Origin of the sequence: Aquibium sp. A9E412 (assembly GCF_030398335.1) — a bacterium.
Lineage (GTDB): Bacteria > Pseudomonadota > Alphaproteobacteria > Rhizobiales > Rhizobiaceae > A9E412.
The window spans coordinates 50888-75811 of the sequence record NZ_JAOAOP010000007.1; the positions used below are offsets into that span (position 1 = coordinate 50888).

The window sequence follows — 24924 nt, forward strand, 5'->3', positions numbered from 1 at the left end:
GCCGACCGCCAGACGAGGCCGCCGTGCTGTTTGTCCTGAAGCGTCTCCTGTTCGGCCTGGCGCTGCTCGTCGGCGTCGTGGTGCTCAACTTCCTGCTCATTCGCCTGGCGCCGGGCGACGCCGCGGCGGTGATCGCCGGCGAGATGGGCGGCGCCAGCGAGGAGATCCTCGCCCGCATCCGCAGCGAGTACGGCCTCGACAAGCCGATCCTGGTGCAGCTCGGCATCTATCTGGCCGACGTGCTGCGCGGCGACCTCGGCCAGTCCTACTACTTCAACCAGCCGGTCACGGCGCTGATCGCCGCGCGCATCGGCCCGACCATCCTGCTGGTGCTGACCGCGCAGCTCTTCGCCATCGGCCTCGGCGTCTTCATGGGCGTGCTGGCGGCGCGCCGGCCGCAGGGCTGGCTGTCGGCCACCGTGGCGGTGCTGTCGACGGTCGGCTACGCTGCGCCGGTGTTCTGGACCGGCATCATGCTGACCATCCTGTTCGCCTCGATGCTGCCGCTGTTTCCCGTCGAGGGCATGGTCAGCGCCCGCTTCGACGGCAACGCGTTCGACTACGCGCTCGACGTCGCCCATCACCTGGTGCTGCCGGCGCTCACGCTCGGCATCATCTTCCTGGCGCAGTATGCGCGGCTGTCGCGCGCCGCGATGATCGAGGTGCTGGGCGCCGACTATGTGCGCACCGCGCGCGCCAAGGGCGTGCGCGAGCGCAGCGTGGTCTTCAAGCACGCCCTGCGCAACGCCGTCCTGCCGATCCTGACAGTGGCCGGCCTGCAGTTCGGCAACCTGATCTCGGGCGCGCTTCTGGTCGAGACGGTGTTCAACTGGCCGGGCATGGGGCGGCTCGCCTTCGAATCGATCCTGCGGCGCGACTATCCGCTGCTGCTCGGCGTGCTGTTCTTCTCCGCCCTGATGGTGATCGTCGCCAACCTGCTGACCGACCTGTCCTATCGGCTCGCCGATCCGCGCATCGACCAGGAGGGCCGCCGCGCATGAGCGCCGTGACCGAACGCCCGGCCGCCGCGCCGGCCCGTCCCGTCAGCCCGTTCGGCGAGGCCTGGCGCATGTTCCGCAGCAACCGGCCGGCGCTGTTCGGCCTGGTGCTGCTCGGAGCGATCGTCGCCGCGGTGGGCTACGGCACGCTCTTCCACCCGGCCGATCCCTACGAGATCGTCTGGGCGCCGCTCGCCGCCCCCGGCGAGGCCGAGGGCGTGCCGCTCGGCACCGACTATATCGGCCGCGACATCCTCGCCGGCCTGCTCAAGGGCGGCGGCCCGACGCTCGCCGTCGGCGCCGCGGCCGCGCTCATCACGGTGGCCATCGGCATCACGGTCGGCGCCCTGGCCGGTTTCTTCGGCGGCTGGATCGACAACCTGCTGATGCGGCTGACCGAGTTCTTCCAGGTGCTGCCGGCGCTGCTGTTCGCCATGGTTCTGGTCACCCTGTTCTCGCCCAGCCTGACGACCATCGCGGTGGCGATCGGCGTCGTCTCCTGGCCGCAGACGGCGCGCCTGACGCGGGCGGAGTTCCTGCGCATCCGCGAGCTCGAATACGTCACCGCCGCGCGCGCGGTCGGCGCCCGCAACGGCCGCATCATCGGCCGCGTCATCCTGCCCAACGCGCTGCCGCCGCTGATCGTCTCGGCGACGCTGACGGTCGGCGTGGCGATCCTGTTCGAGGCGGGACTGTCGTTTCTCGGCCTCGGCGATCCCAACACCATGTCCTGGGGCCTGATGATCGGCGCCAACCGCGCCTACATCCTCGAGGCCTGGTGGCCGGTCACCTTTCCCGGCCTGGCGATCTTCCTCACCGTGCTCGCCGTCAGCCTGGTCGGCGACGGCCTCAACGACGCCTTCAACCCGAAGCTGAGGCAGCGATGAGCGCGGTTTCGCCGGACGGCGCGACGCCGCTGCTCCAGGTCGAGGACCTGCACGTCGCCTTCGACACCCGCCAGGGCGCGGTGACCGCGCTCGACGGCGTCAGCTTCTCGCTTGCCGCCGGCGAGACGCTCGGCATCGTCGGCGAGTCGGGCTGCGGCAAGTCGATCACGGCGCTGGCGCTGATGGGGCTGATCCCCGCGCCGCCGGGACGGCTGACCGGCGGGCGGATCGACTTTGCCGGCCGCGATATCGCGCGGCTTGCCGAATCCGAGCTGCGCCGGCTGCGCGGCCGCGACATCGCGATGATCTTCCAGGAACCGATGACGAGCCTCAACCCGGTGTTTCCCGTCGGCGCGCAGATCGCCGAGGCGATCCTGCTGCACCGCGAGATCGACCGCCAGGCGGCGCGCCGGGAGGCGGTGGCGCTGCTCAGGACCGTCGGCATTCCCGATGCCGAGCGGCGCGCGACGGCCTATCCGCACGAGCTGTCGGGCGGCATGCGCCAGCGCGTCATGATCGCCATGGCGATCTCGTGCCGGCCCAAGGTGCTGATCGCCGACGAGCCGACGACGGCGCTCGACGTCACCGTGCAGGCGCAGATCTTCGAGCTGATGCGCCGCATCCAGGACGAGTTCGGCGTGGCGCTGATGCTGATCACGCACGACATGGGCGCCATCGCCGAGATGGCCGACCGGGTGGCGGTGATGTATGCCGGGCGCATCGTCGAGCAGGGCCTGGCCGACGACGTGCTCGACCGGCCGCTGCATCCCTACACGCGCGGCCTGATCGACTGCATTCCCGTGCTCGGCAAGGCGGCGCCCGACGGCCGGCCGCCGGCGCTCAGCGAGATCCCCGGCGTCGTGCCGCCGCTGCACCTGATCGGCGACGGCTGCGCCTTCGCCGACCGCTGCTCCCTGGCCGAGCCGCGTTGCCGCCGCGAGCGGCCGCCGCTGACCGGCCGGCGGCACGGCGTCGCCTGCCACGTGACCGCGGCGCAGGCGACATGAGTGCGACCGTGCAGCCGATCCTCGACGTGCGCGACCTGGCGGTGCGCTTCGCGCTGCCGCGGCCGCGCCTGTTCGCGCCGCGGCCGCATCTGGAGGCGGTGCGCGGCGTCTCCTTCGCGCTGGCGCCGGGCCGCACGCTCGGCCTGGTCGGCGAATCGGGTTCCGGCAAGACGACGACGGCGATGGCCGCCATCCGCCTGACGCGCGCGGCCGGCGGCCGGGTGCTGTTCGACGGCACCGACCTGCTCACCCTGCCGCCCGAGGCGATGCGCCGGGCCCGCCGCCATCTGCAGATCGTCTTCCAGGATCCCTACTCCTCGCTCAACCCGCGCGAGCGGGTCGGCGCCATCGTGCGCGAGCCGCTCGACCTGATGGCGGTCGGCGCGGCCAGCCGCGAGCGCGACGAGCGGGTGCGCGAGCTGTTCCGCCTGGTGGGCCTGCGCGACGACCAGATGGCGCTGTTCCCGCACCAGTTTTCCGGCGGCCAGCGGCAGCGCGTGTCGATCGCCCGGGCGCTCGCCACCCATCCGCGGCTGGTCGTGTGCGACGAGCCGGTGTCGGCGCTCGACGTGGCGATCCAGGCGCAGATCCTCAACCTGCTGCGCCGCCTGCAGGACGAGCTCGGCCTGTCCTACCTGTTCATCTCGCACGATCTCGGCGTCGTGCAGTTCCTGTGCGACGACATCGCGGTGATGTATCTCGGGCGGATCGTCGAGCATGCCGGCCGCGCGGCGCTGTTTCGCACGCCGCGCCATCCCTACACCGCCGCTCTGCTGGCCGCCGCGCCGTCGCTGGCGCGACGCAAGAGTGCCGGCTACCGGCGCGATGCGGTGGTGCGCGGCGACCCGCCGAGCCCGGTGGCGATCCCGCCCGGCTGCGCCTTCGCCGCGCGCTGCCCGCGCGCGGCGGCGCCTTGCCGCGACACGGCACCGGAGCTGCGCCCGGTCGGCGACAGCCAGGTCGCCTGCCACTTTCCGCTATAGGGCCCATCTGCTTCTTCACGGAATCGCAGACCGGCTCCAACGTGTTGTCTTGCCGCGCTTGCGGACGGCGACCCGGTTTCCACCTCGCCCGGAAACGCTCTCGCTTTTCTTCCGGCGCGCCGCGTCCCGCGCCCGCGGGGTCAGGCGACGCCGGGCAGCACGCACAGCATCTCGTAGAGCAGGCTGGCGCCGATCAGCGCCGTGTTGCCGCTCGGGTCGTAGGGCGGCGAGACCTCGACGAGATCGCCGCCGACGACGTTGAGGCCGCGGCAGCCGCGCACGATCTCGAGCGCCTGCCAGGTGGTCAGCCCGCCGATCTCCACCGTGCCGGTGCCCGGCGCGAAGGCGGGATCGAGCGAATCGATGTCGAAGCTGACATAGACCGGCCGGTCGCCGAGCCGCTCACGCACCGTCTGCATCAGCGGCGCCAGCGAGCGGTGCCAGCACTCCTCGGCCGGCACCACGGTGAAGCCCTGCCGGCGCGACCAGTCGAAATCGTCGGGCGCATAGCCGGTGCCGCGCAGGCCGATCTGGTAGACCCGCTCGGCGTCGAGGCAGCCATCCTCCAGCGCCCGGCGGAACGGCGTGCCGTGCGCGATCGCCTCGCCGAACATCGCCTCGTTGATGTCGGCATGGGCGTCGACGTGGACGAGCGCGAGCGGCCCGTGCACCTTGGCCATCGCCTTGAGGATCGGATAGGTCAGCGTGTGGTCGCCGCCCATCGTCAGCGGCACCGCGCCATGCGCGAGGATCGCGTCATAGGCGCGCTCGATGATGCCGACCGTCTTCTTCAGGTCGAAGGTGTTGACCGGCACGTCGCCGATGTCGGCGACCTGCAGCCGCTCGAACGGCGCCGCGCCGGTCGCCATGTTGTAGGGCCGCAGCATGCACGATTCGGCGCGGATCTGGCGCGGCCCGTGCCGCGTGCCCGAGCGGTTCGACGCGCCGATGTCCATCGGCACGCCGACGAAGCAGGCGTCGAGACCGGCCGCCGTGTCCTGCGCGGGAAGCCGCATCATCGTCGCCGGGCCGGCGAAGCGGGGCATGTCGTTGCCGCCGAGCGGCTGGTTGAAGCGCGTCTGCATGGGCTGTCTCCGCCTTGGGGGCTGGCGCCGTTCCGCCTGTCGCGGCGTCGCCGACCGGCGCCGGCGCATTGTCTTCGACCCGTCTTGTAACCGGCGAACCGGTTCCCGCCTCGCCTGCGACGGCTATCGTCCGCCGGCTGCCTTGCCGCGCGCTTGCGCCGCGTCCGGCTCCGACGCGGCGGCGTGTCCCGCCGCGATCATCGCCTCGATCTGCTTCGCCGTATAGCCGCAGGCGGCCAGCACCTCGCGCGTGTGCTCGCCGTAGAGCGGCGCGGCGCGCTCGATGGCGGCCGGCGTCTCGGAGAACTTGACGGGAAAGCCGATCGTGTCGACCGCGCCGTGCAGCGGGTGGTCGACCCGGCGCACCATGTCGCGCGCCAGCGTCTGCGGGTCCCGCAGCATCTCGGCCACCGACAGGATGGGCCCGGCCGGCACGCCCGCCTCCTCGAGCGCGGCGAGCCACGCGGCCGACGGCCGGCCCCGCAGCAGCGGCACGAGGATCTCGTCGAGCGCCGCCTTGTTGGCCATGCGCCCGACATTGCTGGCAAAGCGCGGATCGTCGCGCAGCCGCGCGTCGCCGAGCACCGCGACCAGGCGCTGCCAGTTGGCCTGGCTGGCGCCGCCGATGTTGATCCAGCCGTCGGCGGTCTCGTAGGCTTGGTAGGGCGCGCTCAGCGGATGCGCCGAGCCGAGCGCGCCGGGATTGTCGCCGGTGGCGAAGCAGATCGCCGCGTGCCAGTAGGTGAACACGATGCCGGCCTCGAACAGCGAGGTCTCGACGAGCTGGCCCCGGCCGGTGCGGCCGCGCTCGTGCAGCGCCGCGCACACCCCCATCGCCGCCAGGATGCCGGCGGCGATGTCGGTGATCGGCGGTCCCACCTTGACCGGCGGCCGGCCCTCGCCCTCGCCGGTGATGCTCATCAGCCCGGACATGCCCTGGGCGATCAGGTCGAAGCCGCCGCGACTGGCATAGGGTCCGGTGCGGCCGAAGCCGGAGACCGCGCAGTAGATCAGCCGCGGATAGCGCCGGCGCAGCGTCTCGTAGTCGAAGCCGAGCTTCTTCAGCGTGTCGTGGCGGTAGTTCTCCACCATCACGTCGGCCCCGGCGAGCATCCGGTGCAGCGTCTCGCGGCCGCCCTCGGTCTTCAGGTCGAGCGCGATGCCCCGCTTGTTGCGGTTCATCATCATGAAGGCGAAGGAATCCTCGCTGTCCGGCTCGCCGGGCACGACGTCGCGGCGCGTGTCGTCGCCGCCGGGCAGCCGCTCCACCTTGACGACCTCCGCGCCCATGTCGGCGAGCATGCGCCCGCAGGTCGGTCCCGCCATCACATGGGCGAGCTCGATCACCTTCACCCCGGCCAGCGGGCCGTGCGAACCGTCCGCACTCATTGCATGTCCTCTTGCTTTCGTCAGCGGCCCTTGAAATCCGGGCGGCGTTTCTCCGCGAAGGCTCTCGATCCCTCGCGGTAGTCTTCGGTGTCGTAGCAGGCGAAGGCCTCGTCGCGCTCCGCTGCATCGAGCGGCGCGGGGTCTTCCAGCCGCCGCACGAAGGCCTTGTGCCAGCGGTTGACGCGCGGCGCCCCCGCCGTCACGCGCTCGACCGTCGCGGCGACGGCCGCCGCGAGCTCCGCCCGCGGCACGATGCGCGTGACGAGACGGTGGCGCAGCGCCTCCTCGGCGCCGAAGATGTGGCCCTCGAGCAGGATCTCGAGCGCGCCGCGGCGGCCGGCGAGATCGACCAGCATGGCGAGCTCGTCATAGTCGACGGTCAGGCCGAGCCGGGCGGCCGGCAGGCCGAAGCGGCTGTCGTCGGAGGCGATGCGCAGGTCGCACATGCTGGCGATCTCCATGCCGCCGCCGATGCAGATGCCGCCGATCGCGGCGACCACCGGATGCGGGCAGTCGCGAATCGTGCGGATCGCCGCGTTCGACCGCCGGGCGTACTCCTTGGCCTGCGCGACGCCGCTGCGCGTGTCGTCGAAATCGCCGATGTCGCTGCCCGCGCAGAAGGCGCGCTCGCCGGCGCCGCGCAGGATCACGCAGCGCACCGTGTCGTCGTCCGACAGCTCGCGCATGGCCGCGCCGAGCGCCTCGTACATGGCGAGCGTCAGCGCGTTGTGCTTGGCCGGCCGGTCCATCGTCACCGTCGCGACGGCGCCGTCGCGTTCGAGGCGGATCGCTCCGTCCATCTCAGTCTCCCTGGTTCGAGGCGGGTCGGGTGTCGCCGCGGCGGCCGGCGCGCAGCGCCAGAACGGCGCGGCTGATCCACGGGCCGACGAGAAGCGCGAGCGCGGCGAACAGGATGGTCGCGGCGAGCGGCTGCGAGACCACCGCCACGATGTCGAAATCCTCCATGATCAGCGCCCGGCGCAGCGACACCTCGATGATCGGCGCCAGCACCAGGCCAAGGATGACCGGCGCCAGCGGGTAGCCGCCGGCCTCGAGCGCCAGGCCGATGCAGGCGAAGACCAGCATCACCATCGCCGCGTCGGCGTCGCCATAGGCGAGCGAGCCGATGACGCAGACCGACAGGATGCCGGTCGCCAGCACCGGATAGGGCAGCAGCGCCAGCCGCGCGAACAGCCGCACCAGCAGGAAGGCGAGCGCGATGATGACGACGTTGACCACCGTCATGCCGGCGAACAGGCCGTAGACCAGCTCCGGCTCGCGCACGAACAGCATCGGCCCGGGCTGCAGGTTGTGGATCATGAAGGCGCCGATCAGCACGGCGGTCGTCGCGCTGCCGGGAATGCCGAGCGACAGAAGCGGGATCATCGCGCCGACGGCGGCGGCGTTGTTGGCCGCCTCCGGCGCGGCCAGCCCCTCGTCCTTGCCCTTGCCGAAGCCGGCCGGGTCGCGCGACAGCTTGCTCTGCAGGCTGTAGGACAGGATACCGGCCGTCGTCGCGCCGGCGCCCGGCAGGATGCCGATGAACAGGCCGACGACGCTGGAGCGCAGCACCACCCAGCGCAGCCGCAGGAAATCGGCGATGCGCGGCAGCGCCAGCACGATGCGCCGCTGCGGCGCGCCCGGCGCCGTGCGCACCAGGTCGGTGTCGCGCTGCAGGACCCGGCGCAGCACCTCCGAGGCGGCGAACAGGCCGATCGAGGCCGGCACCAGCGGGATGCCGTTGAGCAGCACCGTGGTGCCGAAGTCGAAGCGCTTGGCGCCGGTCAGCGAATCGAGCCCAACCGTGCCGAGCAGCAGGCCGATGAGGCCGGCGGCCAGCCCCTTGAGCTGGCTGCCGCCGGAGATGCTGGAGATGCAGCTCAGCCCCAGAACGCCGAGCGCGAAATACTCCGCCGGGCCGAACCGCAGCGCCGCCTCGGCCAGGATCGGCGTGGCCAGGTAGAGGCCGACGCAGGCGACCAGGCCACCGATCGCCGACGACAGGACGGCGATGCCGAGCGCCTGGGCGGCCTCGCCGCGGGCGGTGAAGTGATGCCCCTCGACGGCCGTCATGATGGCCTCGGTGGAGCCGGGAATGCGGAACAGGATGGCGGTGATCGAGCCGCCGAACACCGCCGCCGAATAAAGCGCGGTGAAGAAGACCAGCGCGTTGAGCGGGCTCAGCGCATAGGTGATCGGCAAGAGCAGCGAGATGCCCACCGTGGCGTCGAGGCCCGGCAGCGCGCCGAGCATCAGCCCGACGAGCACGCCGAGGGCGAGCACGAGCAGGATGTCGACCTGAAGAAGGGTCTGCCAGCCTTCGATGAGTTCCATGGCCGCCGCTCAGTAGTAGAGGAACCGGCTGAGCTCGCGGAACACGCCGCGGCCCTGCGGCAGCGGCAGCTCGAGCAGCCTGAGGAAGATGACGTAGTAGAGCGCCGTCAGCAGCGCCGGCAGGTAGACCAGGCCGCGCCGGTCGCGCATGCCGAAAACGAGCGCGAACAGCGCCGCCTGGAAGACCAGCGTCGCCGGCAGGAAGCCGACGAAGCGCATCGCCACGACGTAGAGCGCGGTGGCGGCGAGCGCCACCAGGAAGCCGGCGACGTCGGGCCGGCCGGCCGCCGCTCCGCCCGGCACCGTGCCGGCGCGGTGGCGGCGCACCGCGTCGACGATCTGCAGCAGGCTGACGAGGATCAGCCCGCCGAGCACGAGGCGCGGAAAGAAGGCCGGACCGAAGAGCGCGCTGGCCGCGTAGGCCGACGTCATGTCGGCCGTCTGCCAGAGCAGGAAGCCGCAGGCGGCGATCATGCCGCCGGGCGGGGCGATGGTCCTGATCATGCGCGCTCTCCGGCCGTGCCCGTCAGCCGCCCTGCGCGGCGTGCTGGGCTTCCTTGAGCGCGCGCTCCTCGGCGATCGCCTCGGCGAAGGCGGCCGCGCCGAGCTTGCCGTCGGCCTTCAGGTCGAGCAGCCGCTCGTTCTCGTAGCGGGCGTAGTCCTCGTCCTTCGAGGCCGCCATCAGCGCGTCGCTCAGCTCCTGCACGATCGCGTCGGGCGTGTCGGCATGGGCGGCCAGGCCGCGCCAGTTGGACGGCGTGATCTCGTAGCCGAGCTCGCCGGCAGCCGGCACGTCGGGAAACTGCTCGATGCGCGTCTCGTTGAAGACGATCAGCGGCTCGATCTTCTCGCCCTCGACCATCGCCATCACCGAGCCCATCTCGTCATACATGCCGTCGAGCCGGCCGCCGAGCAGGTCGGCGTGCATCTCGCCGGTCGAGTTGTAGGGCACGTAGATGAAGTCGCTGACGCCGGCCTCGGCGAGCGTCGTCTCCAGCGCCGTGCGGTCGGTGCCGACGGCGCCGGCGCCGCCGACCTTCAGCTTGCCGGGGTTCTCCTTGGCCCAGGCCACCATCTCGTCCCACGAGCCGAACGCGCCGGCCCTGGCATGCAGGAAGCCGATGTCGACATGGCCGCGGAACACCGGCACGAGATGCTCCTTGAGGGTGATCGAGGTGGTGCCGTCGACGGCGGTGGTGATCGTGTCGGGATCGACGGAGACCAGCGAGCAGCCGTCGGCCGGCCGCGAGATGAGCTGCTGGCGGGCGATCTCGCCCATCGAGCCTTCCATGTTGATGACCTTGACCGGCACGCCGAGTTCCGCGCTCAGCGGCTTGGCGATGTTGCGCAGGAAGGTGTCGGTGCCGCCGCCGGCGCCCCAGGCCGAGATCAGCTCGACGTTGGAGCATTCGAGCGCCTCGGCGCGGTCGAGCGCGAAGGTCGACGAGGCCGCCAGCACGGCGGCAGCCGTCACGGTTCTGAAAAGATGCATGGTCCCTCCGTTCGGGTGCGTTGCGGATGGATGTCGGCCCGGATGGGCCCGCCGCGACCGGACGTCGCGAACCTGGTGTCAGCAGCCGGCTTCGCCGCCGGCCTGCCGTGCGGCCGAGGCCGACAGAATCGCCTGCAGCTCGGCGCCGGTCGCCCGGGCGTTGGCCTTGGCGATCGCCTCGGCGCGCTCGCCATCGCCGGCGCGGATCGCAGCGACCAGCCCGTCGTGCCAGTCGGCGATGTCCTGCGGGGCGTTGTCGCCGCGGTCGGCGAGCGCGACATACATGCGCAGCGCCGGCTCGATGCTGAGATAGTGGGCGGTCAGCCGGCTGTTGCCGGCGAGCTGGAAGATCGTCTTGTGCAGCGCCAGATCGCTGGCGACGAGCACCTTGTGGTCGCCGTCGGCGGCGGCCCGCTTGAGCGCGTCATAGGCGCCGTCGAGCACGGCGGCGGCTTCCTCGGTCATCGCCTCGGCGGCCAGCCGGGCGGCGAGCCCCTCCAGCGCGCCGCGCAGGGCGGCCAGCTCGGCCGCGTCCTCGGCCGTCAGCGTGACGACCGACCAGCCGCTGTAGGGGCGCACTTCCGTCAGGCCCTCGTGGGAGAGCTCGCGCAGCGCGGTGCGGATGGTGCCGCGGCTGAGCCCGAGCTCCTCGGCGAACTGCTGCTCCGTGATGCGGCTGCCCGGCGCGCAGACGCCGGTGACGATGCGCTCGCGGATGGCGTCGGCGGCGCGGTCGGCCAGGCTGCGCCGCTCCACCCCGAGACTGGAAACACTCCCCTTGTCGCGCATGCGTCGTCCTTGCCGCCGTTGAAAGTCGCCATCAGCAGACCATCGGCCTCGGCATCCTGTCAACAAATAATTGTCAACAATTGTCCAGACGCGCCTGCAGGCCGCGCAATCGAGCGGCGGCGAACGCTGTGCCGCAACGGGCTGCAAGGCCCGGCGGAAGCGCGTTCGTCCTGCCGGTTCCGCCGTCCGGCCGGCGGTCACTTGCGCGCCGCTTCCCGCCGCCGCGGACCGCCTGTGGATCGACTGGTCGGGAACGCTGCAACCCGGCGGTCGCGGCCGTTCCGTGCGGCCCGCACCGCCGGCCGGCGCCCGCTTTCGACAGGCGGCCCGACGACCGGGCGACCGCGCGCGCCGCGCCGCGGAGAAGCAGCCCCCGGCCCGCCAGCGCGATCAGGGTCTATGTGCTTGATTTCCCGCATGTCTGCGGCGCCGGGTGGCTTCCCTTGGCTGCCGCATGCTTTATGCTGCGGCGCCTGCTGCGCACGCATCTCCGCCGGTCGCGGCGGATGCCCCGCGACGACGCCGGGAGGCCGCACGCCGATGGAACACGCCCTGCATCTCTTCGCGCTGCTCGTCGTCACGCGCCTGTTCGGCGAGTTGCTCGAGCGCCTGCGCCAGCCGGCGGCGATCGGCGAGATCCTCGCCGGCGTCGCGCTGGCGCTCGTCGCCGCCAGCGCGCTGCCCGTGCCGCTGCTCGCCGATCTGGCCGACAGCCCCTTTCTCGGCGTCGCGGCGGAGTTCGGCATCTTCTTCCTGCTGCTGCTCGCCGGCATCGAGATGCGGCCGAAGGAGATCGCCGACCATTCCGGCACCTCGCTCGCCGTCGCGCTCGGCGGCGTTCTCGTGCCGCTGGCGCTCGGCTTCGCGCTCGCCTGGATCGCGCTGCCGGAAAGCCCGCTGAAGTTCGCCCAGGCGCTGCTGATCGGCGTCGCCCTGTCGATCTCGGCCGTGCCGGTCGCCGTCGGCATCTTCATGGAGCTCGGCCTGCTGCACACCCGCGTCGGCCAGACGGTGGTCTCGGCGGCGATCTTCGACGACGTGATCGGCCTGATCCTGCTCGCCGTGCTGACCGGCGTGATCCAGACCGGCGCGATGCCGGGCCCCGCGGCGATGGCGATGCTGCTCGCCAAGGTGGCGCTGTTCTTCGCCATCACCGTCACGATCGGCCTGTTCGTCTACCGGCGGATCTCCGCCCTGGTGGCGCGCATGCGGGTGCCGGCGCCGCATTTCAGCGCGCTGATCGCGCTGTCGCTCGGCTTCGCCGCGCTCGCCGAGGCGCTGGGCATGGACTTCATCCTCGGCCCCTTCATCGCCGGGCTGTTCTTCTCGCCCGAGACCGTCGGCCGCAAGGCCTACGAGCGCATCAAGAAGAGCGTCGGCGACGTGACGGACGGCCTGCTGGCGCCGCTCTTCTTCGCCTCGATCGGCGTTCGCGTGGAGCTCGGCGCCTTCGCCGCGATCCCGACCTTCCTCGCCGCGCTGATCGCCGTGGCGGTGATCGGCAAGCTGCTCGGCGCCGGGCTGCCGGCGCGGCTGGCCGGCCTGTCGCGCCGCGAGTCGCTCGCCGTCGGCATCGGCATGAGCGGCCGCGGCGCCGTCGAGCTGATCATCGCCAGCATCGCGCTGGAGGCCGGGCTGTTCGCGCTCGATGACCCGCTGGTGGAAAACCTGTTCTCCGCGCTCGTCATCATGGCGGTCGTCACCACCGTCCTGACGCCGCTCGGCCTGCGCCGGGTGCTCGGCGGACGATCCGCCGTCGGCCGGCGGGTCGCGCGGGACGACGGGTGAGGCGCCGCGCCCTCAGCCGGCGTCCTTGCGCACCATGCCGCGGAACAGCTCGGTGACCAGCGCCGGCACCTCGGCCACGTAGCGCGCCCGCACGCGGCCGTCGCCGAAGATCAGCCGGCGGAAATAGTGCTCGCAGATGGAATCGAGGATCTTGGCCTGCGCCTTGACGTTGACCTCGGGGTCGATCAGCCCGCGCGCCTTGAGCGCCTGCAGGAACTCGACCGCCTTGCGCAGGTAGAACACCTGCAGCCGGTCGAGGAAAGGGCCGAGATTGTCGTCGCCCAGCCCGGTCTGGTAGATCGAGCGCCAGACCTCGCGGTCGAGCGCCTCCAGCGCGCCCTCGGTGACCAGCTTGATCCAGCCGCTGGTGGCGCGCACCGGGTCGTCGCGGATCTTGGTGGCGATGAAGCGGTCGAGCTTTTCCTCCATGCCCTCCTGCTTCTCGACGGCGATCTCGAGCAGCAGGCTGCTTTTGGAGCCGAAGTAGTTGTAGATCGTCGGGATCGTCACCTCGGCGCGCTCGGCGATCTCCTGCAGGCTGCTTTCGGCGTAGCCCTTCTCGACGAACAGCGCGAAGGCGGCGTCGCGGATCTTCTGACGCCGCATCGTCTTCTGTCTTGCGCGCAGGCCGGCCACTCGTCACCCCAAGCCGAAGGAATCGTCGGTCGAAACCTATAACCGATGAAAAGCCGAACGGACCAGCCGAGCGCCGCGACGGCCGCCGCTCAGACGACCCGGCCGCCGTCCAGACGGTCGAGCAGGCCGTAGAAGCCGGCCGCCCACGGCAGCACCGCCACCTTCGTGCCGTGCAGCCGGATCGGCGCCAGCGGCCCGACGGGCAGCGGCATGGCCTCTTCCGGCCCGCCGCTCAGCCGCCGCGCCAGATGCGGGCCGAGCGCGACGCTGAGCGCCACGCCGCGGCCGTTGAAGCCGACCGCCGCCAGCACCCCCGGCGCCGGCTCGGCGATGTGCGGCAGGTGGTCCTCCGTGACGCCGACCATGCCGCCCCAGCGGTGCTCCCAGCGCACCTCGGCGAGCCCGGGAAAGATGCGCTGCGCGACGCGCCGCAGCTCCGCATAGGCGCCCTCCATGCCGCGCGCGCCATAGGCGCCGCGCCCGCCGATCACGAAGCGGCCCTCGGCGTCCTTGCGGAAATAGTAGAGCGAGCGGTGCGTGTCGGACACGTGATGGCCGCCCGGCAGCACGGTGGCGGCGAGGTGCGGCGGCAGCGGCTCGCTCGCCACCTGGAAGGTGCTGACCGGCAGCAGGTCGCGCCGCAGGCCCGGCACCTGCGGGCCGGTATAGGCGTTGGTGGCGACCAGGACGCGGCCGGCCGTCACGCGGCCTTGCGGCGTCACCAGAACGGTCTGCGTGCCGTCGCGCTCGAGCCGCTCGACCGGCGAGCGGGCATGGATCGCAGCGCCCTGCGCCGCCGCCGCCGCGGCCAGGCCGCGCACCAGCTTGAGCGGCTGCACGGCGCCGCCATGCGGGTTGAGGATGCCGCCGACATAGGCCTCGCTGCCGGCGATCTCGGCCGCGCGGCCGGCCGTCAGCGTCTCGACCGCCACGCCGCGGGCGCGCCATTCCTCGGCCCGGCGCTCGAGCCCCGGCAATGCGCGCGCCGTGTGGGCGAGCTGCAGCCAGCCCGCCTGGCTGGCGTCGCAGTCGATGCCGTGCCGGCGGATCGTGGCGAAGGTCTCGTCGGCGACCGAGCCGGCGAAGGCGACCAGCGCCTCGCCGCGCGCCGCGCCGAAGCGGCGGACGGTGTCCTGCGGGTCGATCTTGAGGCCGGGATTGACCTGCCCGCCGTTGCGGCCGCCGCTGCCCCAGCCCGGCTCGGCCGCCTCCAGCACGACGACCGAGGCGCCGCCTTCGGCCAGATGCAGCGCCGTCGACAGGCCGAGCAGCCCGGCGCCGATCACCGCCACGTCGCAGCGCACCTCGCCGGCGAGCGCGGCGAAGTGCGGTGCGGCGCCCGCCGTGCGCACCCACAGCGATTCCTCGATCAGCCGGTCCTGAAACGCCTTCTCCGCCATCGCATGCTCCCCCGCGCGTTGCAGCCGCCTCAGCCGAGGACCGGAATGCCCCCGTCCGTCTGCGGCCCCTTGTAGGTCAGCGCCTCGAGCGTCGCGCCGTCGCGCCGCAGGTGGTCGGGATCGACCGCCATGAAGCACTTTCTCAGCCGCTCGCTGCGGACGTTCCAGATAACCGTCTCGCCCTTCTCGCAAAACCAGGAATCGCCCGGCCCGTAGGTGACCGCGTTGCCGGCCTCGTCGACCAGCTCGACCTCGCCCTCCAGCACGGTGGCGAGCTCGTGGAAGGCGAAGGTGATGGTAAAGCGCCCCTTCGTCACCTCGTAGACGCCGCTGCGGATCGGTCCGCCGCCCGCCGCGTCGACGACGCGCGCGCTCGCCTCGACCGGATCGCCCTCGAGGATCTGCGGTTTCACCGAAAGCGGTGTCAGAGCGACCTTCGAGCCGCCGGGCTTGTACGCGATCATGCCTGTCCCTCGCAATTCGTTGCCGGTCGCGGCCGCCGCCGGGCGGGCGCCGCCCCTGCCCCTCTTCTAGCGGCTCACGCCGGCCAAGGGAACAATTTTTTATTGTCATAAAGTTTTTTATGGAATATAAGTTATTGCGAATGGGAGCCGCGGCAGGCGGCCGGTCTCCGGCCGATCCGCGCCGGGCGCCGGGCAGCGTCCTTTGCCGCCTGACGGACGGGGGGAGCCAACGTGCAACGGCAAACGCAGGCGGACGGCGCGTCCGCGACCGCGTATCGCGACGAGGTCTATTTCTCCGCCCGGCCGGAGCAGGAGATCGCGTTCACCCGCGAGGAGTATCGCGGGCGGCTGCAGCGCGTGCGCGCCCTGATGGCCGAGCGCGGCATCGACTGCCTCTACCTGACCTCGCCGGAGAGCATGTACTATCTGACGGGCTATCAGGCCGAGTGGTACCAGGCCGAGAGCCCGAAGCAGTGGCCGCCGTGCTCCGGCGTCGCGGTGCATGTCGACCACGACCGCTTCATCCTGTTCGAGGGCGAGCGCGAGGCGGTTCTCACCCGCATCTACACGATCTCCGACGACACGCGCTTCTTTCCCCGCGATTCCTACCGCGACGGCATCGCCTTCATCGCCGAGACGCTGAAGAGCGAAGGCTGGCTCGGCCGCAACATCGGCCTGGAGTTCTGGAGCCACCGGCCGAACCGCGCCGTCAGCGCACGCTTCGAGGCCGCCTTCGGGGCGGCCGGTGCCGAGGTCGTCGACGGCAGCGACATCCTGCGCACCGTGCGCTGGGTGAAGTCGCCGGCCGAGATCGACTGCCTGCTCGAGGCCGCCCGCATCGCCGACATCGGCCAGCAGCGGGCGCGCGAGGTGCTGCGCCCCGGCATCAGCGAGCTCGAGGTCTATGGCGAGGTGGTCTGCGCCATGGCCGCCGCCGGCGGCGAGAACCCGGGCATCACCATGCCGGTCCTGTCCGGCGGCAAGGCCAACTGCACGCACGCCCTGGCCGGCCGCCGCAAGATCCGGCCCGGCGAGATCGTCACCGTCGACGTGTGCGGCGTCTACAACCGCTACCACATCAACCAGGCGCGCACCTATTCGATCGGCGAGCCGTCGCCCGACACCGCCGAGGTCTGCCGCAAGGCCGCCGGCTCGATGGACCTGGTGCGCGACATGCTGCGCCCCAACCTGCCGGTGCGCGCGCTCAACGAGGCGCTCGTCGCCTATTACGAGGACGCCGGCCTGTGGGACCGGCGCGGCTGGATCGGCGGCTACGAGATGGGCATCGCCTTCCCGCCCGACTGGGTCGGCAACTTCGTCTTCGACCCGTTGTCGGAGATCAACCAGGACCGCGTGTTCGAACCCGGCACCGCGGTCAACTACGAGAACCAGTTCTTCCTGCCGCGCCACGAGGGGCTCTACTTCATGATCGAGTCGTTCCTGTTCACCGAGCAGGAGGGCCGGCTTCTGTCCGGCGTCCCCTACGATCTCACCGTCATCGCATAGCATGGCCGCGACGAAGGCCCCGGACAGCGCCGATCGCCAGCGCTTCCTCGCCCTGGAGGGCATCGGCAAGCGCTACGGACAGGTCACCGCCCTGGCCGACGTCGGTTTCGAGATCGGCCGCGGCGAGTTCGTCACGCTGCTCGGCCCCTCGGGCAGCGGCAAGACGACGACGCTGATGACGATCGCCGGCTTCGTCGAGCCGTCGGCCGGCCGCATCCGCCGCGACGGCGTCGACATCTCCGCGCTGCCGCCGGAAAAGCGCAATTTCGGCATGGTCTTCCAGGGCTATGCGCTGTTTCCGCACATGACCGTGCGCGGCAACATCGCCTATCCGCTGAAGATCCGCCGCTGGCCGAAGGCCCGGCGCGAGGCGGCGATCGAGCGCGTCCTCGCGCAGGTCGACCTGACCGATTTCGCCGACCGAAAGCCGAGCCAGCTTTCCGGCGGCCAGCAGCAGCGCGTGGCGCTCGCCCGCGCGCTGGTGTTCGACCCCGACGTGCTTTTGCTCGACGAGCCGCTCGCCGCGCTCGACAAGAACCTGCGCAAGCAGCTCCAGTCCGAGCTCAAGAAGCTGCACCGTGACGTCGGCAAGACCTTCATCTTCGTCACGCACGACCAGGAGGAGGCGCTCGCCCTGTCGGATCGCATCGCGATCTTCAACAAGGGCCGGCTGGAGCAGGTCGACGCGCCGGAGGTGATCTACAACCGGCCGACCAACCAGTTCGTCGCCACCTTCCTCGGCGAGACCAACCTGCTGCCGGCCGATCTCCTGGCCGAGCACGGCGCCGCCGTCGCGGGGCTGCGCCCCGGCGGCCTGGTGTCGGTGCGGCCGGAGCTCGTCACCGTCTCGGCGACGCCCCCGGGAGAGGGCGTCGTGTCACTTCCCGCGACCGTCAGCGAACGGCTGTTCCAGGGCAGCCAGGTGCAGCTCTCGCTGGCCGGGCCGGCCGGCCTGCCGCTGATCGGCCGCGTGCGCGCCGACGACGAGGCACTGCTTGCCGTCACCGGTCGCGGCGAAGCGTGCTGGGTCTCCTGGCCCGTGGGGGCCGGGGTGCCGCTGCACGATGCATGAACAAGGACAACCCCGAGGGAGAATGACACCATGACCATACGCAGACCTCACGGCCCCGGCGGCGCGCTCGCCGCCCCGCATGTCAACCGTCGCCTCTTCCTTGCCGGCGCCGGCTCGCTCGCCGCGGCAGCGGCCGGCCTGCCCGTGCGGCCGGCGCGCGCCGCCGAGCGCCTCGTTCTCGCCAACTGGGGCGGCGACGCCGTCGACGCCTACGACCGCGCCTTCGCCGAGGCCTGCCGCGAGGCCACCGGCCTGCCGCTGCAGATCGACGGCAGCGGTCCGCTCGAGGGCACCATCAAGGCGCAGGTGGAAAGCGGCGCGGTGCGCTGGGACGTCTGCGACACCGAGCTTTACTCCGCCTTCCGGCTCGCCGGCGACTACCTGCAGCCGATCGACTACGACATCGTCGACAAGGCGCGCATCCAGCCCGACACCTTCGACCATGCGGTGCCCTACGCCTACTACAGCACCGTGATCGCCTACGACCACGAGCGTTTCGGCGACGACCCGCCGAAGTCCTGGGCCGACTTCTGGAACGTCGAGAAGTATCCGGGCAAGCGCTCGCTCTACAAGTGGATGTCGGGCAACCTGGAGGCCGCGCTGCTGGCCGACGGCGTGGCGCCGGAAGACCTCTACCCGCTCGACGTCGACCGGGCGCTGGCCAAGATCGAGGAGCTCAAGCCGCACATCCTCACCCACTGGGGCAGCGCCGCCGAATCGCAGCAGCTTCTGCGCGACCGCGAGGTCTCGATGGTGCAGATCTGGCACACCCGCGCCATCCTTCTGGAGGAGGACACCGGCGGCCGTGCCCGCTTCACCTACGACCAGGGGCTGCTCAACCTGTCGAACTGGTCGGTGCCGAAGAACAACCCGGCCGGCCGCGAGAACGCGATGACGTTCATCAACGCCTCGCTCGCCCCGGAGCCGCAGCGCCTGCTGATGGAGCACTACCGCTACGGCCCGGTCAATCCGGAGGCGACGGCCTCGCTGCCGCCCGAGCTGGCCCGCCTCAACCCCGCCGATCCGCAGAACATCGACCGCCAGGTGATGACGGACAACCGCTGGTACGCCGAGCACTACGGCGCCGCGCTCGACCGCTACACCGCGCTGATCGCCGGCTAGGCCCGCTCCCGCCGTGCGCCCGCCGCGGGCGCACGGCGGCCGGGCCGGCCGCCTCGACGACGGCAACCAGGGGACGCCGCAAGGCGCAGCACACATCGTGAAGACGACGCTCAAATGGTCGCTGCCGGGGCTGCTTCTCGCGGTCTACGCCCTACCCTTCCTCGGCGTGGTCTACTGGAGCGTGAGCCGGCCGGACCCCGGCCTCGCCAACTATGTGCGGATCGCCCAGGACGGCCATGTCCAGGGCATCCTGCTCGACACCTTCCGCATCTGCGCCATCACCACCGCGCTGTCGGTCGTCATGGCCTATGTCATCGCCACCGGCTGGGCGTTCGCCTCGCGCACCGGCCGCATCCTGATCGAAGTGTTCGTGCTGATCCCGTTCTGGGTGTCGCCGCTGATCCGCGCCTTCGCCTGGATCCTGGTGCTGCGCGGCGACGGCGTGCTCAACAACTGGCTGATGGACGCCGGCCTGATCGACGCGCCGCTGCCGCTGGTGCGCAACGAGCTCGGCGTCGTCATCGGCATGGTGCACTTCATGGTGCCCTATGCGCTGTTTCCCATCATGTCGAGCTTCTCGCAGCTCGACACCCGGCTGCTGCTCGCCTCGCGCGGGCTCGGCGCCGGCCGGCTGCGCACCTTCTGGCAGGTGCTGTTCCCGCTGACGCTGCCGGGCACGATCGGCTCGACGGTGATGGTGTTCGTGCTGTCGCTCGGCTTCTTCGTCACGCCGGCCATTCTCGGCGGCGGCCGCGTGGTGATGATCGCCGAATACATCTACCAGCAGCTCTTCCAGCTCTCCGACTGGGGGCTCGCCGCCGCGCTCGCCGTCGTCATCGTCGCCGTCGTCGCGGTGCTGCTGTGGCTTCTCAACCGGCTGGGCGGCACCGCCCTGCCGCAGGAGCGCTAGATCATGGTGCTGCGTTCGTCGCCCTACATGCGCGTCCTGCTGGTCGCCGTCCTCGGCTTCCTGACGGCGCCGCTGCTGCTCGTCTTTCCGGTCTCCTTCACGCCCAACCGCTATCTGTCGATGCCCGAGGGCGCGTGGTCGCTGCGCCACTACGAGAGCTTCTTCACCGACCCCGCCTGGCTCGGCTCGACCGGGTCGAGCCTGACGATCGCGCTCGCCACCGCCGTCATCTGCACGGTGCTTGCCACCGCCTTCGTGGTGGGAAGCTGGCTCGACGAGAGCCGCTGGAACAAGCTCCTGTTCGCCGTCGTGCTGCTGCCCATGCTGGCGCCGCAGATCGTCTCCTCGGTGATCCTGTTCTTCCTCGAAGGCCGGCTCGGACTGATCGACAGCTTCGCCGGCCTGGTGCTCGCCCACACGGTGATGGCGGTGCCCTACAGCGTGCTCGCCGTCTACGTCTCGACCGTGCGGCTCGACCGCTCGATGGTGCTCGCCTCGCGCGGTCTCGGCGCCGGCACCTGGCAGACGGTTCTGTTCGTCATCATCCCCAACATCCGGCTCGGCATCGTCAGCGCCGCCTTCCTCGCCTTCATCCTGTCGTGGGAGGAGATCGTGGTGACGCTGTTCATCAGCGGCATCAACGTCGTCACGCTGCCCAAGCGGATCTGGGACGGGCTGCGCTACAACGTCGATCCGGTGATCGCGGCGACCGCGGTGCTGCTGATGTCGCTGACCATCCTCGTGGTGATCGTGCGCGCCCTCTTCCTGCTGCATCAGGCTCGCCGCGGCGGCGGCTGACGCACCCGGCCGGCGGCCGGTCGAGAACCGTCCCGCAATCTCCGAAAGCCGAACGAAAACGGCCGGCAGCGCAAGGCTGCCGGCCGTTCCGGCTCGGGAGGAGCTGTGGCGCCGGCTCAGCCGCCGACGGCCACCAGGTTGCGCGGCATCTCGGTGAGGATCTCGAGGCCGGACTCGGTCATCAGGTAGGAATCGATCCAGCCACCGCCGGAGCCGCCGGGCCAGCCGTCGAAGACGTCGTACTGGACCTCGAAGTTGAACACCATGCCGGGCTTCATCGCCGGATCGTCGGCCGGCTCGAAGGGCTCGGGCCGGTGGCGGTGCACCCAGTCCGGCGGGAAGGCGATGCCCAGCGTGTAGCCGCCGATGAACCACTCGTAGCGCGCCCGGTCGACGCCCGATTCGGCGATGAAGGCGTCGGCCGCCTTCTGCACCCGGCTGAACGGGTCGCCCGGCCCGACGCCCTCGACGATCGCCCGGCTGCAGTCGGCCGAACGGTCGAACAGGTCGTGCCAGCGCCGGTCGATCTCGCCGACGGCGAAGCTGCGCGAGATGTTGGCGTGGTAGCGGTGCAGGCTGGCCGAGAAGTCGACATGCACGACGTCGCCCTGGCGCAGCCGGCGGTGCGTCGCCGGGCTGTGGTGGCAGCCCGAGCGCGGCCCGCTGCCGAACATGTTGCGGATGCCGGGGTGGCCGCAGCCGCGCTTCATCAGCTCGTAGCACACCACGGCGTCGATCTCGGTTTCGGCCACGCCCGGCCGCATGAAGTCGCGCGCCGCCTGCATCGCCGCAACCGAGATCGCCGCCGCCTCGCGGATCACCGCCACCTCGCGCGGGCTCTTGTAGAGCCGCACGTCCTCGATCAGGTCGGAATCCTCGACGATCTCCGCCCCGGCCGCCGCGAAGCGCCGGCCGATCGAGCGCACGTGGTCGGGATGGCAGCCATAGCCCCAGGTCTGGATCGCCACCCGGCCGCGGCCCCAGCCGCGCGCCAGGATCTTGTCGGCCAGCTCGACCGCCTGCTCGGCCGCCGGGATGCTGCGCGAATGGTAGAGGATGTCGGTGATCTGCGGCGTGTTGGAGATCAGCACCTTGTGGCTGGTGTTGTCGAAGAACACGAAGCCGCCGCTGGCGGTGTCGAAATAAAGCCCGATCACCGCATGGCGGTACTGCCAGATGTGATCGTGCCCCGTCAGGTAGTGGTAGTCGCGCGGCGCCGTCACCAGCATGCCGTCATAGCCGGCGCGCTCCAGCGCGCGCTGCACCCGCGCCCGGCGCTCCGCATACTCCTCGTCGGGAAACGGCTGCTCCCAGTCGATGCCCTCGCGAATGCCCTGATCCATGCTGTTCTCCCGTTGTTGCGCGCCCGTGCGACGGGCATCTTTTTATAATGTAATAAAAAATATTATCCCAATAATTTTTTCGCTCTCGCATCGCCGCGCCGCGTGCGCGGTCGCCGGTCCGGCGCCGTGCGCCGGAGACCCCACAGGAGCAAAGAACGAAATATGAAGAGCGCTAGCCGGCAGCGGTGAACACGCCGGCCAGCGCCGCCAGCCCGGCGCCGATCGCCAGGAAGCCGAGCGTGCGCTGCCGGTCGAGCCGCGAGGCCGCGCCGGCGGCATAGTCGAAGCGCTCGTAGACGACGTGCGCGGCCGGCACGCCGAGCGCGAGCAGCGTGTCGCAGACCGCCGTCACCATCGGCCCGGGGCCGCAGATGAAGCAGACGGTGCGGGCGGGGTCGAGCCCGTCGAGCATGGCCTCCAGCCGCGCCCGGTCGAGCCGGCCGACGACGCCCTGCCAGCCGGCCGCCGCTTCCTCGCTGGCGAGCGTCGTCTGGATGTCGAGAACGGCGCCCGCCGCCTCGATCTCCGCCAGGCAGGCGAAGTTCTGCGGCCGGCCCGCCGCATAGCCGAGCCGCACCGGCCGCCGCTCGCCTCTCGCCACCATGTCGCGCAGCAGCCCCATGATCGGCGCGATGCCGACGCCGCCGGCCAGCAGCAGCACGGCGTCGCCGTCATGCGCCTCGAGCGTGAACTCGCCATAGGGCCCGTCGATGCCGATCGGCGTGCCCGGCGCCAGCGTGCCGACCGTGCGGGTGAAGTCGCCCGCCTCCTTGACGATCAGGCTGAGGCCCGGCCGCCGCGGGCTGTCGGCGATCGAGAAGGGATGGTCGAACAGCGGCATGCGCCGCCGCCCCTCGGTCATCCAGACGAACTGGCCGGCGCGGTAGCGCCACGGCGGCGTGCCGGGCGCCGGCTGGATGTCGAGCTCCCACATGCGGTCGGCCAGCCTGACGGTGCGCGCGAGCCGCCACGGCCGGCGGTGCAGCCTCAACCAGCGCCAGCCATAGAGCACGGCGACGACGAGGGCGACGCCGAGCCCCACCGCCCACCACAAGCCGAGCAGCGGCCCGTCGGCGCTGAAGCGGCCGACGGTCGCCGCGTGGTGCAGCCCGCCGCCGACCGCGACCAGCGCGAGCGCCACATGGCTCGCCCGCCACGCCTCGTAGCGCCACGGCAGCCGCTCGCGCAGCGCCGAGCTCGCCACCAGCAGCGCCAGCGCCGCCAGCGCCGCCACGCCGCTGCGGTAGTGCGGCAGGGTGAGATAGGCGACCAGCCGCTCGCGCCCGAGCGCGGCGTCGTCGGCCCAGGTCGGCAGCACGTAGAAGAGCGGATGCAGCACCAGCCCGACGAGCACCCACCAGGCGGCGATCTTGTGGAACGCCATGATGCGGTCGATGCCGAGCCGGCCGGAGACGGTCTGGAAGCGGCCCGAGGTGACGAACTGCACCGCCATCGCCGCCAGCGCGACGAGACCGAGCGCGGCGCCGGCGCGTTCCCAGGTGGCGAGCGGCGCGACCGCGGCGGTGGCGGCCAGCGCCAGCGCCGCCCCGGCGAAGCCGAGATAGGCGACGGCGAGCACGCGGCCCGACGGGCGCAGCCGGCCGTGCCGCCCGCGCGCATCCTCCACGTTCGTCTCCTCGCCCGGTTCGCTCATGGCTTTCGCGCTCGCCTCCGCGCCTGCATAATCCCGTCTTGCGGCGGTCATGTCTTGATCGAGATCATGGCGCCGGACTGGCCCAGCGCAAAGCATGGCCGCCGGTCCGGTCGCGAAACGGGCGGCAAACGGGAGGCGACGCCATGCGGGGCAGCGGGTTCTTGCGCAGGATGCTTGTCGCGGTGCTGGTCATGGCCTGGCCGGCGGCCGCGGCCGCGGCCGAGGACGATCCGCTGGCCGCCCTGGTCGAGGCGTGGCTCGCATCGCCGCACGGCGACTACCACGCGCTGTCCTTCACCTACTGGAACGACGACGGCCAGGTGCCGGAGGCCTGCGCGGCGTGCCACTCGCAGCCGGGCTTCGTCGATTTCCTCGGCGCCGACGGCAGCGCGGCCGGCCGCGTCGACGCGCCCGCGGCGACCAACGCGCCGATCGGCTGTGCCGCCTGCCACACCGGCGCCGCGCACGCGCTCGACCGCGTCACCTTCCCTTCCGGCGTCGCCGTCGACGGGCTCGGCGCCTCGGCGACATGCAACGTCTGCCACCAGGGCCGCAGCGCGGGCGACGCGGTCGCGGCGGCGACCGACGGCCTCGGCGAGGACACGGTGTCGGCCGATCTCGCCTTCATCAACGTGCATTACGGCGTGGCCGCCGCCGTGACCCAGGGCGCGCAGGTGCGCGGCGGCTACCACTATCCCGGTCGCAGCTATGCCGGCCGCTTCGGCCACGTGCCGAGCGCCAGCACCTGCACCGACTGCCACGAGCCGCACGCGACCACGGTGGCGACCGACGGCTGCATGGCCTGCCACCGCGGCGTCGACGACGTGCGCGCAATCCGCACCCGGCACACCGACTTCGACGGCGACGGCAATGCCGCCGGCGGCATCCACGGCGAGATCGCCGGCCTGCGGGCGCTGCTCGACCGGGCGATCCGCGCCTACGCGGCGGAGGTTGCCGGCACGCCGATCGTCTATGCCGACGCCTTCCCCTATTTCTTCACCGACGCCGACGGCGACGGCGCCATCGCGCGCGAGGACGCGGTGATGGCGAACCGCTACCGCAGCTGGACGCCGCGCCTGCTCAAGGCGGCCTACAACTACCAGCTCGCCAGCAAGGACCCGGGCGGCTACGTGCACAACCCGACCTATGTGCTGCAGCTCCTGCACGACAGCATCGACAGTCTGGCCGATCGTGTCGCGCTCGACCTGCCGCCGCTGCAGCGCCCGTGAGGCACCGGGCGCCCGGGCGGGGATAGCGAAGGAACACG

General features: G+C 71.5%; 23 protein-coding genes. 11 read left to right on the forward strand and 12 right to left on the reverse strand.

Annotated features, from left to right (window positions below):
• The first annotated feature begins 23 nt into the window (after positions 1-23).
• From N1F89_RS05075 to N1F89_RS05090, 4 genes are read left to right on the forward strand one after another with little or no spacing between them, the layout of a single operon-like run.
• A complete protein-coding gene (locus N1F89_RS05075; RefSeq protein ID WP_290082148.1) occupies positions 24-1001 on the forward strand; it encodes an ABC transporter permease in 978 nt (325 codons plus the stop codon).
• Complete coding sequence (locus N1F89_RS05080; RefSeq protein ID WP_290082150.1) at positions 998-1885, forward strand: ABC transporter permease; 888 nt, start codon at positions 998-1000, stop codon at positions 1883-1885. Before N1F89_RS05075 ends, N1F89_RS05080 begins: the two co-directional genes overlap by 4 nt.
• Entirely contained in the window at positions 1882-2892 is a 1011-nt protein-coding gene (locus N1F89_RS05085) for an ABC transporter ATP-binding protein (protein ID WP_290082152.1), read from the forward strand. The genes N1F89_RS05080 and N1F89_RS05085 overlap by 4 nt, the downstream gene beginning before the upstream one ends.
• Positions 2889-3875, forward strand: a complete 987-nt coding sequence (locus N1F89_RS05090) for an ABC transporter ATP-binding protein (RefSeq protein ID WP_290082153.1) — start codon at positions 2889-2891, stop codon at positions 3873-3875. Before N1F89_RS05085 ends, N1F89_RS05090 begins: the two co-directional genes overlap by 4 nt.
• A gap of 140 nt (positions 3876-4015) precedes the next feature.
• Here N1F89_RS05090 and speB read toward each other — a convergent pair whose 3' ends face one another.
• The 7 genes from speB to N1F89_RS05125 form a co-directional block, all read right to left on the reverse strand.
• Positions 4016-4960 (reverse strand): agmatinase, encoded by a 945-nt coding sequence (speB, locus tag N1F89_RS05095; RefSeq protein ID WP_290082154.1) that lies wholly within the window; start codon positions 4958-4960, stop codon positions 4016-4018.
• A gap of 123 nt (positions 4961-5083) precedes the next feature.
• The gene (locus N1F89_RS05100) at positions 5084-6349 is read right to left on the reverse strand and encodes a CoA transferase (protein WP_290082157.1); all 1266 of its coding nucleotides are present in this window, start codon (positions 6347-6349) and stop codon (positions 5084-5086) included.
• A 20-nt stretch (positions 6350-6369) separates the two neighbouring features.
• Positions 6370-7149, reverse strand: coding sequence for an enoyl-CoA hydratase-related protein (locus N1F89_RS05105; protein WP_290082160.1), 780 nt, complete (start codon positions 7147-7149; stop codon positions 6370-6372).
• A gap of 1 nt (position 7150) precedes the next feature.
• Positions 7151-8683 (reverse strand): tripartite tricarboxylate transporter permease, encoded by a 1533-nt coding sequence (locus N1F89_RS05110; RefSeq protein ID WP_290082162.1) that lies wholly within the window; start codon positions 8681-8683, stop codon positions 7151-7153.
• 9 nt (positions 8684-8692) lie between these two features.
• The gene (locus N1F89_RS05115; protein ID WP_290082166.1) at positions 8693-9187 is read right to left on the reverse strand and encodes a tripartite tricarboxylate transporter TctB family protein; all 495 of its coding nucleotides are present in this window, start codon (positions 9185-9187) and stop codon (positions 8693-8695) included.
• 22 nt (positions 9188-9209) lie between these two features.
• Positions 9210-10175 carry a tripartite tricarboxylate transporter substrate binding protein gene (locus tag N1F89_RS05120; protein ID WP_290082170.1) on the reverse strand — a complete coding sequence of 322 codons (966 nt, stop codon included), beginning with the start codon at positions 10173-10175 and terminating at the stop codon, positions 9210-9212.
• Positions 10176-10253: 78 nt separating this feature from the next.
• The gene (locus N1F89_RS05125) at positions 10254-10964 is read right to left on the reverse strand and encodes a GntR family transcriptional regulator (RefSeq protein WP_290082172.1); all 711 of its coding nucleotides are present in this window, start codon (positions 10962-10964) and stop codon (positions 10254-10256) included.
• A 540-nt stretch (positions 10965-11504) separates the two neighbouring features.
• Here N1F89_RS05125 and N1F89_RS05130 point away from each other — a divergent pair.
• Positions 11505-12752 (forward strand): cation:proton antiporter, encoded by a 1248-nt coding sequence (locus N1F89_RS05130; RefSeq protein WP_290082176.1) that lies wholly within the window; start codon positions 11505-11507, stop codon positions 12750-12752.
• 12 nt (positions 12753-12764) lie between these two features.
• Here N1F89_RS05130 and N1F89_RS05135 read toward each other — a convergent pair whose 3' ends face one another.
• From N1F89_RS05135 to N1F89_RS05145, 3 genes are all read right to left on the reverse strand, one after another.
• Complete coding sequence (locus N1F89_RS05135; protein ID WP_290082179.1) at positions 12765-13358, reverse strand: TetR/AcrR family transcriptional regulator; 594 nt, start codon at positions 13356-13358, stop codon at positions 12765-12767.
• Between the two features lie 119 nt (positions 13359-13477).
• Positions 13478-14788, reverse strand: coding sequence for an FAD-binding oxidoreductase (locus tag N1F89_RS05140; RefSeq protein ID WP_290082182.1), 1311 nt, complete (start codon positions 14786-14788; stop codon positions 13478-13480).
• 29 nt (positions 14789-14817) lie between these two features.
• Positions 14818-15252: a cupin domain-containing protein gene (locus N1F89_RS05145; protein WP_290082184.1), complete on the reverse strand. Its 435-nt coding sequence runs from the start codon at positions 15250-15252 to the stop codon at positions 14818-14820.
• A gap of 231 nt (positions 15253-15483) precedes the next feature.
• Here N1F89_RS05145 and N1F89_RS05150 point away from each other — a divergent pair, with 231 nt between their 5' ends.
• From N1F89_RS05150 to N1F89_RS05170, 5 genes are all read left to right on the forward strand, one after another.
• Positions 15484-16758 (forward strand): Xaa-Pro peptidase family protein, encoded by a 1275-nt coding sequence (locus N1F89_RS05150; RefSeq protein WP_290082187.1) that lies wholly within the window; start codon positions 15484-15486, stop codon positions 16756-16758.
• 1 nt (position 16759) lies between these two features.
• A complete protein-coding gene (locus N1F89_RS05155) occupies positions 16760-17830 on the forward strand; it encodes an ABC transporter ATP-binding protein (RefSeq protein WP_290082189.1) in 1071 nt (356 codons plus the stop codon).
• Between the two features lie 30 nt (positions 17831-17860).
• The gene (locus N1F89_RS05160; RefSeq protein WP_290082192.1) at positions 17861-18952 is read left to right on the forward strand and encodes an ABC transporter substrate-binding protein; all 1092 of its coding nucleotides are present in this window, start codon (positions 17861-17863) and stop codon (positions 18950-18952) included.
• 97 nt (positions 18953-19049) lie between these two features.
• The gene (locus tag N1F89_RS05165) at positions 19050-19862 is read left to right on the forward strand and encodes an ABC transporter permease (RefSeq protein ID WP_290082195.1); all 813 of its coding nucleotides are present in this window, start codon (positions 19050-19052) and stop codon (positions 19860-19862) included.
• A gap of 3 nt (positions 19863-19865) precedes the next feature.
• On the forward strand, positions 19866-20660 hold the full coding sequence (locus N1F89_RS05170; RefSeq protein ID WP_290082197.1) for an ABC transporter permease: 795 nt from the start codon (positions 19866-19868) through the stop codon (positions 20658-20660).
• A 116-nt stretch (positions 20661-20776) separates the two neighbouring features.
• On the opposite strand, the gene N1F89_RS05175 is transcribed toward N1F89_RS05170, so the two are convergent.
• Complete coding sequence (locus N1F89_RS05175; RefSeq protein ID WP_290082198.1) at positions 20777-22003, reverse strand: Xaa-Pro peptidase family protein; 1227 nt, start codon at positions 22001-22003, stop codon at positions 20777-20779.
• A gap of 172 nt (positions 22004-22175) precedes the next feature.
• Complete coding sequence (locus N1F89_RS05180) at positions 22176-23657, reverse strand: ferric reductase-like transmembrane domain-containing protein (protein ID WP_290082202.1); 1482 nt, start codon at positions 23655-23657, stop codon at positions 22176-22178.
• A 170-nt stretch (positions 23658-23827) separates the two neighbouring features.
• Between N1F89_RS05180 and N1F89_RS05185 the strand changes: the two genes are divergently transcribed.
• Positions 23828-24886: a cytochrome c3 family protein gene (locus tag N1F89_RS05185; RefSeq protein WP_290082275.1), complete on the forward strand. Its 1059-nt coding sequence runs from the start codon at positions 23828-23830 to the stop codon at positions 24884-24886.
• The last annotated feature ends 38 nt before the right edge of the window (positions 24887-24924 follow it).

What these genes read in the sequence shown, in the direction of transcription:
- N1F89_RS05105 (WP_290082160.1), bottom strand. Translation starts at nt 7,149, where the DNA reads ATGGACGGAGCGATCCGCCTCGAACGCGACGGCGCCGTCGCGACGGTG.
- N1F89_RS05100 (WP_290082157.1), bottom strand. Translation starts at nt 6,349, where the DNA reads ATGAGTGCGGACGGTTCGCACGGCCCGCTGGCCGGGGTGAAGGTGATC.
- N1F89_RS05080 (WP_290082150.1), top strand. Translation starts at nt 998, where the DNA reads ATGAGCGCCGTGACCGAACGCCCGGCCGCCGCGCCGGCCCGTCCCGTC.
- N1F89_RS05160 (WP_290082192.1), top strand. Translation starts at nt 17,861, where the DNA reads ATGACCATACGCAGACCTCACGGCCCCGGCGGCGCGCTCGCCGCCCCG.
- N1F89_RS05140 (WP_290082182.1), bottom strand. Translation starts at nt 14,788, where the DNA reads ATGGCGGAGAAGGCGTTTCAGGACCGGCTGATCGAGGAATCGCTGTGG.
- N1F89_RS05155 (WP_290082189.1), top strand. Translation starts at nt 16,760, where the DNA reads ATGGCCGCGACGAAGGCCCCGGACAGCGCCGATCGCCAGCGCTTCCTC.
- N1F89_RS05175 (WP_290082198.1), bottom strand. Translation starts at nt 22,003, where the DNA reads ATGGATCAGGGCATTCGCGAGGGCATCGACTGGGAGCAGCCGTTTCCC.
- N1F89_RS05115 (WP_290082166.1), bottom strand. Translation starts at nt 9,187, where the DNA reads ATGATCAGGACCATCGCCCCGCCCGGCGGCATGATCGCCGCCTGCGGC.
- N1F89_RS05120 (WP_290082170.1), bottom strand. Translation starts at nt 10,175, where the DNA reads ATGCATCTTTTCAGAACCGTGACGGCTGCCGCCGTGCTGGCGGCCTCG.
- N1F89_RS05135 (WP_290082179.1), bottom strand. Translation starts at nt 13,358, where the DNA reads ATGCGGCGTCAGAAGATCCGCGACGCCGCCTTCGCGCTGTTCGTCGAG.
- N1F89_RS05170 (WP_290082197.1), top strand. Translation starts at nt 19,866, where the DNA reads ATGGTGCTGCGTTCGTCGCCCTACATGCGCGTCCTGCTGGTCGCCGTC.
- speB (WP_290082154.1), bottom strand. Translation starts at nt 4,960, where the DNA reads ATGCAGACGCGCTTCAACCAGCCGCTCGGCGGCAACGACATGCCCCGC.
- N1F89_RS05085 (WP_290082152.1), top strand. Translation starts at nt 1,882, where the DNA reads ATGAGCGCGGTTTCGCCGGACGGCGCGACGCCGCTGCTCCAGGTCGAG.
- N1F89_RS05180 (WP_290082202.1), bottom strand. Translation starts at nt 23,657, where the DNA reads ATGAGCGAACCGGGCGAGGAGACGAACGTGGAGGATGCGCGCGGGCGG.
- N1F89_RS05145 (WP_290082184.1), bottom strand. Translation starts at nt 15,252, where the DNA reads ATGATCGCGTACAAGCCCGGCGGCTCGAAGGTCGCTCTGACACCGCTT.
- N1F89_RS05090 (WP_290082153.1), top strand. Translation starts at nt 2,889, where the DNA reads ATGAGTGCGACCGTGCAGCCGATCCTCGACGTGCGCGACCTGGCGGTG.
- N1F89_RS05185 (WP_290082275.1), top strand. Translation starts at nt 23,828, where the DNA reads ATGCTTGTCGCGGTGCTGGTCATGGCCTGGCCGGCGGCCGCGGCCGCG.
- N1F89_RS05110 (WP_290082162.1), bottom strand. Translation starts at nt 8,683, where the DNA reads ATGGAACTCATCGAAGGCTGGCAGACCCTTCTTCAGGTCGACATCCTG.
- N1F89_RS05125 (WP_290082172.1), bottom strand. Translation starts at nt 10,964, where the DNA reads ATGCGCGACAAGGGGAGTGTTTCCAGTCTCGGGGTGGAGCGGCGCAGC.
- N1F89_RS05130 (WP_290082176.1), top strand. Translation starts at nt 11,505, where the DNA reads ATGGAACACGCCCTGCATCTCTTCGCGCTGCTCGTCGTCACGCGCCTG.